5 protein-coding genes are annotated in these 8,530 nt (G+C 56.4%); 4 read left to right on the top strand and 1 reads right to left on the bottom strand.

Annotated features, from left to right (window positions below; translation table 11 throughout):
* The 3 genes from glmS to VGK48_11685 form a co-directional block, all read left to right on the top strand.
* Positions 1-1,871: glutamine--fructose-6-phosphate transaminase (isomerizing) (gene glmS, locus VGK48_11695; GenBank protein ID HEY2381832.1), on the top strand; the 1,871-nt coding region annotated here is incomplete at its 5' end.
* Between the two features lie 61 nt (positions 1,872-1,932).
* On the top strand, positions 1,933-4,149 hold the full coding sequence (locus tag VGK48_11690) for a UvrD-helicase domain-containing protein (GenBank protein HEY2381831.1): 2,217 nt from the start codon (positions 1,933-1,935) through the stop codon (positions 4,147-4,149).
* Between the two features lie 15 nt (positions 4,150-4,164).
* Positions 4,165-4,626: a metallophosphoesterase family protein gene (locus VGK48_11685; protein HEY2381830.1), complete on the top strand. Its 462-nt coding sequence runs from the start codon at positions 4,165-4,167 to the stop codon at positions 4,624-4,626.
* On the opposite strand, the gene VGK48_11680 is transcribed toward VGK48_11685, so the two are convergent.
* Positions 4,616-6,439 (bottom strand): hypothetical protein, encoded by a 1,824-nt coding sequence (locus VGK48_11680; protein ID HEY2381829.1) that lies wholly within the window; start codon positions 6,437-6,439, stop codon positions 4,616-4,618. The genes VGK48_11685 and VGK48_11680 overlap by 11 nt on opposite strands.
* A gap of 227 nt (positions 6,440-6,666) precedes the next feature.
* On the opposite strand from VGK48_11680, the gene VGK48_11675 reads away from it, so the two are divergent.
* Positions 6,667-8,530 (top strand): peptidase (locus tag VGK48_11675; GenBank protein ID HEY2381828.1); only part of this gene is annotated, 1,864 nt, incomplete at its 3' end.

The raw sequence follows: 8,530 nt of genomic DNA, 5'->3' as shown, positions 1-8,530 counted from the left end.
CTCAGTGGTATTCTTTGGGCGGCATGTGTGGAATTTTCGGATACGTCGGACCGCGTGACCCGGTACCCATCATCATGGGAGGCCTGCGCTCCCTCGAGTACCGTGGTTACGATTCAGCCGGTATCGCGATCGTGGAGGACGGCAAGCTTCAGGTCCGGCGGGCTTCGGGCAAGTTGAGAAACCTCGAAGAGCTTCTATCCAGACAGCCCGTTACGGGCCAATTTGGCCTGGGTCACACCCGCTGGGCGACCCACGGCCGTCCGACGGAAGAAAACGCGCATCCGCATCGCGATTGCAAAGGACGAATCGTCGTTGCCCACAATGGCATCATTGAGAACTATCTTTCCTTGAAGCGGGAACTGATGAACGAAGGGCATAAGTTCACGACCGAAACGGACACCGAAGTCATCGCGCATCTTATTGAGAAATATTTTGACGGCAAACTCGAAGAGGCTGTGGTCAAGACGCTCGCGCAGCTCAAAGGCTTGTTTGCGTTCACCTGCCTCTCCGCGGACGACCCCCAGAAGATCGTCGCCGTACGCGAAGGCAATCCGCTGATCGTCGGCGCTGTCGACGGAGAGGGTTTTGTTGCTTCCGACGTGCCGGCGATGCTGCCGTACACCCGCTCGATTTTGTTTTTGGATGATCATGAAGTCGCCGTGGTAGCCCGTGACGGTATCAGGCTGCTCGACACGGCCGGTGATGTCCGTCAGCCGCAGTTTCAGCACATCACGTGGGACCCGATCATGGCTGAAAAGGGCGGCTACAAGCATTTCATGCTTAAAGAGATTTACGAGCAGCCTGTTGCCGTCGAGAACACGGTCCTTGGTCGGTTTTCGCTGGACACCAACACCATCCACCTCGAGGATGCCGCGTTTTCCGAAGAGCTGTGGAAAAGCTTCAAACAGATCCGGATCCTGGCTTGTGGAACCAGTTCTCATGCGGCGCTGGCCGGCAAATACATGATCGAGTCGTTCGCCCGTGTGCCGGTGGAAGTCGATTACGCCAGCGAATACCGCTATCGCAATCCGGTGGTTCTTCCGGATACGCTTTTCATCTTTATCACGCAGTCCGGAGAAACGCTTGACACGATTGCCGCGCAACGTCAGCTTCAGGGCGCAGGAAAAAGCCTGACGATCACAAATGTCGTCGGCTCGATGACCACCCGTGTCGCCGACGCCGTTCTCTATACGCGGGCGGGCCCTGAAATCGGTGTGGCGTCGACCAAGGCGTTCACGACTCAACTCACGTGTCTGTACCTGATTGCGCTTCATCTCGCCAAGCTGCACAAAACGCGAAGCGGCGCGGAAATCCGCAAGGCACTGACGGATTTGACCGAGTTGCCCCACAAGATGGAAAGCATTCTGGAAGGCGCGAAGCCGATCGAAGACATCAGCAAGGGCCTTTTCCGGCAGCGCGATTTCCTGTTCCTGGCACGAGGCATCCATTACCCTATCGCGTTGGAAGGCGCGCTGAAGCTCAAGGAGCTGTCGTATATCCACGCGGAAGGCTATCCGGCGGGTGAAATGAAGCACGGGCCGAATGCGCTGATCGACGAAAATCTGCCCGTTGTGTTTCTCGCTGCATACGATCCGGATTCCCCCGAATCCCAGCAGCGTTACGAGAAAGTTTTGAACAATATCAGGGAAGTGAAATCGCGCGACGGCATCATTGTGGCGGTCGGCAATGAAGGAGACGCCGATTTGAAGGAGAGTGCCGAGCACTACATCCCCATTCCGCCCACCAATGAGTTGCTGCTTCCGATTCTGGAAGTCATTCCGCTCCAGCTGCTTGCTTATCATTGTGCTGTCCGGCGCGGTTGCGACATTGACCAGCCCCGGAATCTAGCCAAAAGCGTTACAGTGGAATGAGCCGCATTGTAGGGGCGCTCTATGAGCGCCCCGGGCGGTCACAGACCGCCCCTACAGAATCATGGATCTAGCTAAACTCTTGAATCCCCAACAACTTGAAGCGGCGCAGACTACCGAGGGCCCGGTCCTTATTCTGGCCGGCGCTGGCAGCGGCAAGACGCGCGTCATCACCTATCGAGTCGCGCATCTGATCGAGGATCGCGATGTGCGGCCCGACCAGATTCTAGCCGTCACCTTTACGAACAAAGCCTCGGACCAGATGAAATCCCGCGTGCGCAATCTGCTCCGCGCCGCGCGGCTGGGCGACCCGTTGATTTCGACGTTCCATTCGCTGTGTGTGCGCATTCTGCGCCGCGAAATCGAAGCGCTGGATTACACGCGGGACTTCACGATCTACGACGACTCCGATCAGATGCAGGTCGTGAAAGCCGCCATGAAAGACCTGAAGGTCGACGACCGCCTCGTCACCGCGAAGACGATCCATTCGCGCATCAGTCATGCGAAAAATCACGGCAAGACCGCCCAGAATCTGCTCGACGATTCGTGGGACCCGTCATGGGAATTCACCGCGAACGTTTTCAACGAATATGAAAAGCGGCTCAAGAAATCGAATGCGCTCGACTTCGACGATCTGCTGATCAAGACGGTCGATCTGTTCGACAAGTTCCCCGCATCCGCCGAAAAGTACAGCATGCGGTTCCAGTACGTGATGGTCGACGAATACCAGGATACCAACCGCCAGCAGTACCGGCTGGTGCGGCATCTGACGCGCGTACACGACAACATTTGTGTGGTGGGTGACGAGGACCAGTCGATCTACAGCTGGCGCGGCGCCGACATTCAGAACATTCTGTCGTTCGAGAAGGACTTTCCGCGCGTCCGCACCATCAAACTCGAACAGAACTACCGTTCCACGAAGAACATTCTTGCTGCCGCAAGCGCCGTTGTGGCCAACAACGAAATGCGGAAAGGCAAGTCGCTCTGGACGCAGAATCCTTCCGGCGACCTCATCACCTATCTGGAGGCGGCCGACGCGGAGGCAGAAGCCATGTATGTCGCCGAGCGCCTTCTCTTTCACCAGAAGTCGGACCCGGGGGCGCGAATGGCGGTGTTATACCGTACAAACTTTATCTCGCGCATCCTCGAAGAAAAACTCCGCCGCTACAATATGAAATACCGGATCGTCGGCGGCTTCAGTTTCTACGAACGGGCCGAGATCAAGGACATGATCGGTTACCTGACCGTCGCTTTGAACCCGCATGATTCGGTGCACGTTCTTCGCGTCATCAACGTTCCGGCGCGAGGGATCGGAAAGACCACAACGGACGCTCTCGAAGAGCTTGCCGTGGAACGCGGTATCTCGATCTGGGATGCAATCGAAGCTACGGTCCGCGAAGCCCGGCTGCCGATGCGGACGCTTCGTGGCCTCGAAGCCTTCTACCGGCTGGTCGCCGGCTTCGTTCAAGGCGCCGCGGAGTTGTCCAGCGCGGCATTATTGGAAAAGATCGTCAGTGGGACGAAGTATCTCGAGACGCTTCAGGAAGAAGGCACCGAAGAAGCGGAAAGCCGCATCGAAAATATCCGTGAACTGCTCACCGCCGCGGAAGAAAGCCATGAGCGCGGCGAGAAGCTGCGCGAGTTCCTGGACCATGCGGCGCTGGTTTCAGATCAGGATGCCTATGACGAAGCCACTCCTGTTTCATTGATGACGCTGCATACCGCGAAGGGTCTCGAGTTTCCCGTGGTTCTGATCATGGGACTGGAAGACGGACTTTTTCCCCATAGCCGTTCAATCGCGGAAGCTGCCCAGCTGGAAGAGGAGCGCCGCCTTTTTTACGTCGGAATGACACGCGCCGAGAACAAGCTGTATCTGACGTCCGCGCGTTTCCGGCGTTATTTCGGCAACATGGATCACCAGGTGTCCGAGCCTTCGCGCTTCCTTGCCGAAGTACCACAGGACCTGGTGGAAGACGTCGGCGAACGCCGGCGCAAGCCCGCCATGAGATACGGGGGCACAAGCTACGATACGGCTGATGCTGTGATGAAGGTTCTGGGCGGCGGTGAAAAGACAGCGGCCCCCGCCTACAGACCGTCCGAACCGAAGAAGAAATCCGGCGGCGCATGGGCTCTCGGCACGCGGGTCAAGCACGCCAAGTACGGCTACGGCACGATCCTTCGCACCGAAGGGGCCGGAGACGACCTGAAGCTCACCGTCAGCTTCATCTCGCATGGCCTGAAGAAGATGATTGCCAAATACGCGGAACTGGAGACGGTGTAGCGGAAGAGAGATCCAATGCCTGTCGTTGGCGTCATCTCGGACACACACGGCCTCCTCCGGCCTGAAGTTCTGAGAGTCTTCAGGAAGGTCGATTTAATTCTTCACGCAGGCGATATCGGAAGCCTCGAGGTCCTGAATGCACTGCAGAGGCTCGCGCCCGTCATTGCCATCCGTGGCAATAACGACACTGAAGCCTGGGCGAAAGGTATTCCCGAATTTAAGAGGCTTTCGGTAGGAGGCATTTCCATCTTCATGATTCACGACCTCAAGAAAATGGAGACTGCACATGATTCTGACGGCTGCGCGGTGATTGTCAGCGGCCACTCCCACAAACCGTCAATCGAGCGGCGCGGCGGCATTCTGTATTTGAATCCGGGAGGCGCCGGGCCGCGCCGATTCAAGCTTCCGATCGGCGTGGCCCGGTTGACCATCGATCAGTCGCGCCCGGCGGCGCGACTGATCGAATTCAGAACTTGAACGGCAGTGTAAGGATATTGCTGGGATTGCCCAGGGAGTCCTCTACGGCGACATACAGGACGGCCGGTGTTCCACTGGATATGCTCGGGTTTTGGCCCACGAACGTTCCGGTCAAGGTGCCTGAAGGTGTGTTCAGCAGACTCGTTCCGTCAACGAGTACCTGATAATATCCGTCGAAGCCATTATTCCCCAGATTCGTATAGTTGACCGCTACAAAGACTGTTACGGCTGTTGAGGTCGGAGTGACGAGGTTGGGGCTGAAATCTGTAACGCTGATGGTGAAGTTTACCTGCCCCCCGGACGTCCGGTTTGTGCTGACGATAGATGCGTTCGTTACCGATGGGATGAACATAATGTCAGCCGGAACCGGCAACGCCGCAAAACCCGCCTGACTGGTTAAATTTTGTCGTAGCGCGACCGTCGAAAATCCCAGGGCACTCTGCATCGACAATGTGCCGGTGAAGTTGGCTCCCGCCAATTGAGAGAAAATCTGATCCAGATATTGCGCCAGATGTCCAAAAGGCGCGAGCGTAATGCTTTGAGTTGCGAAGACGAACCCAGCCGAATTGTAGAGGGTCAGTGTGATGGTATTGCTGGTAGTTTGCGGATTCGCCAGAGCCAAACCGATGTCTGTGAGGTTCGGCGCCAGATTTACATAGACCAGACCTTCTGTTTGCGGCGGCGTTGCGAGCACACTCGCTTCAGAGATCACGGTTGGGCCGTTGTAGGTTTGAAACAGCGCGTTGACAATTAGTGTCGTCTGCGACGGCAATGTGAGGAAAACCCATCCCTGTTGCAGCGTGGAACCCCCGCTCAGGGTGATTTTCATCACGCCGCCCCCGAGTACCGTAAACGCGAAGCTGGACTGCGGCGCTCCTCCGTTTGCCGATGCTGCGATAGGGTTGCCGTTGTTATCGAAAAGGCTGGCCTGACCGGTCACACCGGACAAAGACGGATTCGTCAGGTACAACACCGTCTGGAGGTTGATGCCGTTCGGATCTCCACCAAATGCGATGTGAGGCACGATCTGGCTGCCGGCGGTAGCACTTTGTTCCACGGGAAGGGCCGTGAACGAATTGTTGGCCAGATTCAGCCGAAGCGCCGTTGCGACAAAGCCGGGTCCAGCGGCGGTACATGCCGTTGTGGTGCACGACAGAAGCTGCAATTGCCCAATTCCGGAAAACGTTGGAAACAGATCGGTTATTAGTTTGGCAGTATAACCGTTTTGTGCCAGCGGTATCGTCATGGTACCGAGCAACGTCGAACCACTGAATAGCTGCGCCTGCACAACCGAAGCACTGTTAGGATTCGCGATCGCGATTCCGGTGTTCAGATTGGCGCTGGTTTCAACCGGAAAGAGCGCGCTCGGCAGTTCCGCGCCTTGGAAAAACGGGTTTATTCCAATCTCTGTGAGAACCGACGAGCCGGCCAGATATTGAACGATGACCGTCGTCTCCGCGAAATTCGGGCTGGATGTGATTTGCACCCACGCTTGCGTGATCGCGCCGCTGAGGCCGATCTGGATCTGCTTTGTGACGCCCGAGTCCAGTTCGAAGCTATCCGCAGTCGCATTGGCTCCCCCATCGTAGGAAACAGGAAGAGCCGCTCCCGAAGCCGAGAAAACCTGAATCGTGCCCGTAATGAACGATGAAGTATTATTCGACGCCTGCACAAGGGTTACATAGTGCAATCCATTCGGATCCCCACCGACGTCCACGTTCGGGAACCAGGTATTCTGGCCCATAAACGCTACCTGCGCGAATGCCGGTGCAGCACAAAACAACACGAATAGTAATAAAGCGGTTCTTTTCATGTACTCCTCTGAAGGCTCAAGCGCCGTCTTGCGGCCGTCTCGTTCTCGTTTTTATAGACTTCATTTTCCACAATACCGCTTAACGTCTGAGCGGACCTTACAAGATTTTACAGTTTAGAGACATAAACCGTTCAAGAGCGTCTTCGAATCCACCGGCCGTTCTCTATGGAAGGGTAATAATTGCGCCGTTGTGCTTACCCTGGAGGGATACTAGACTTCATTAGTTTATGAAGGTCCTCATACTGCTCCCTGCGTTCATACTTATCGTGTTTTTTGCCTCCGCCATGACGGCCCAGAATCAGCCTTCGGCAAGCAGCCGGATTGTTGAGCGGGTCGGCGAGACTGCCTTTCTCGAGCTCCGGGCGGATAGCTTCGGCCAGCTTGATGCGCGCCGTCAGGCGCTCGCTTATTGGCTGACGCAGGCTTCGATTGCCATCGATCCGATGATTTACGATCAGCTTTCACGTTTTGGTCTGCGTGAAAAACGGATAATCGAGGAAATCGTGGCTCGGCCGGCCAGTGCGGATGCGGATACCTTCAAGAAGATCCGGGATTACGCGCTTCTGTTCTGGGCCAACCGGGGCAATCATAATGAAACGACCGGGCAGAAGTTTCTTCCAGGGTTTACGTTCGACGATCTTCAAAACGCCGCGGTGAAGGCACAGGCCGCCGGAGCATTCAAAACAGCATATGGCGATCTTCCTGCGATTCCGGCGCCTGCCGGTCTTCGCAGTGAACTGGCGGATCTGCGTCCCGCGATTTTCGATGCCGGTTTCGAGCCGCTGCCGACGGCTAAAACTCCTCCAGCGGGCCAGGACATCATTCAGGCGAGTTCGAATACGTTCTATCAGGGCGTAACGCTTCAGGACTTGAAAAATTTCACGGAGCGATATCCGCTCAACTCGCGAGTCGTGAAAGGCGCCGACGGCCGCTTGCGCGAGGAAGTGTATCGGGCCGGTACTCCTGACGGGCGCGTCTCGCCGGGTTTGTATGCGGTTTACCTGAAAAAGGCGAATGAATACCTCGAGAAAGCGAGATCGGTCGCCGAACCCGCTCAAGCCAAAGTCATTGGCGATCTCATTCGCTACTATCAAACCGGTGATCCGAAGGACTGGCTCCAGTTCGGAGCGGACTGGGTTCAAAACGACGCGCAAGTCGATTTCGCCAACGGTTTTATCGAGATCTATCGCGATGCCCGTGGCGCAAAAGGCAGTTCGCAAAGCTTCGTCACGATAACGGATAAGCCGGTGACCGATGCGATGACGAAACTGGCGCAGAACGCCGCGTACTTCGAGCAAAAGGCGTCGTGGGACGCGAAGTATAAGAGGAAGGCGTTTCAGGCGCCGGTCGTCAAAGCCGTTGAAGTTCTGATCGAAACCGGTGACTTCCACGTAACGACCATCGGCGACAATCTCCCTAACGAAAACGAAATCCACGAAAAATACGGAACCAAAAACTTCCTTTTCGTCGGCAGCAGCCACGCGCTCGGCCGCGCCCGAGGCGCGAAGATGACCCAGGAATTTGCCGCAACACCGGAAGATGCGCAGCGCCAGGAGAAATACGGCGAACAGGCGGATGATCTGAAGACGGCGTTGCACGAAGTGATCGGACATGGGTCCGGGCAACTCAACGACAGATTGAAAGGAGGGGCGGAACCGTACCTGAAGGAATACTTCTCCACGCTGGAAGAAGCCCGAGCCGACCTGATGGCGTTATGGAACATCTGGGATCCGAAACTGAAGGAACTCGGCCTCATCGACAATCAGGAGGAGGTTGCCAAGGCCATGTACGATTCATCCGTTCAGGTGGCGCTGACGCAGCTCCGCGCGATCCCGAAAGGCGATACGATCGAAGAAGACCACGCCCGCGATCGCCAGCTCATTGTGAATTACATCAGCGATAAAACCGGAGGAATCGAGCGGTCGAATCGTAACGGCAAAGCCTCGATTCGAGTCACGGACTACACGAAGGTGCGTCAGGGTGTTGGAATGCTCCTGGCGGAACTCATGCGCATCAAAGGTGAGGGCGATTATGCTGCCATCAAGGCGCTGGTCGACAAATATGGCGTTCACTTCGATCCGGCGGTCCGCG

The sequence above is a fragment of the Terriglobia bacterium genome (genome assembly GCA_036496425.1).
In the GTDB taxonomy this organism is placed as follows: domain Bacteria; phylum Acidobacteriota; class Terriglobia; order 20CM-2-55-15; family 20CM-2-55-15; genus 20CM-2-55-15.
The sequence above is the reverse complement of the archived record's forward strand: the minus strand, read 5'-3'. Positions and strand labels throughout refer to the sequence as shown.

What these genes read in the sequence shown, in the direction of transcription:
- VGK48_11690 (HEY2381831.1), top strand. Translation starts at nt 1,933, where the DNA reads ATGGATCTAGCTAAACTCTTGAATCCCCAACAACTTGAAGCGGCGCAG.
- VGK48_11685 (HEY2381830.1), top strand. Translation starts at nt 4,165, where the DNA reads ATGCCTGTCGTTGGCGTCATCTCGGACACACACGGCCTCCTCCGGCCT.
- VGK48_11680 (HEY2381829.1), bottom strand. Translation starts at nt 6,439, where the DNA reads ATGAAAAGAACCGCTTTATTACTATTCGTGTTGTTTTGTGCTGCACCG.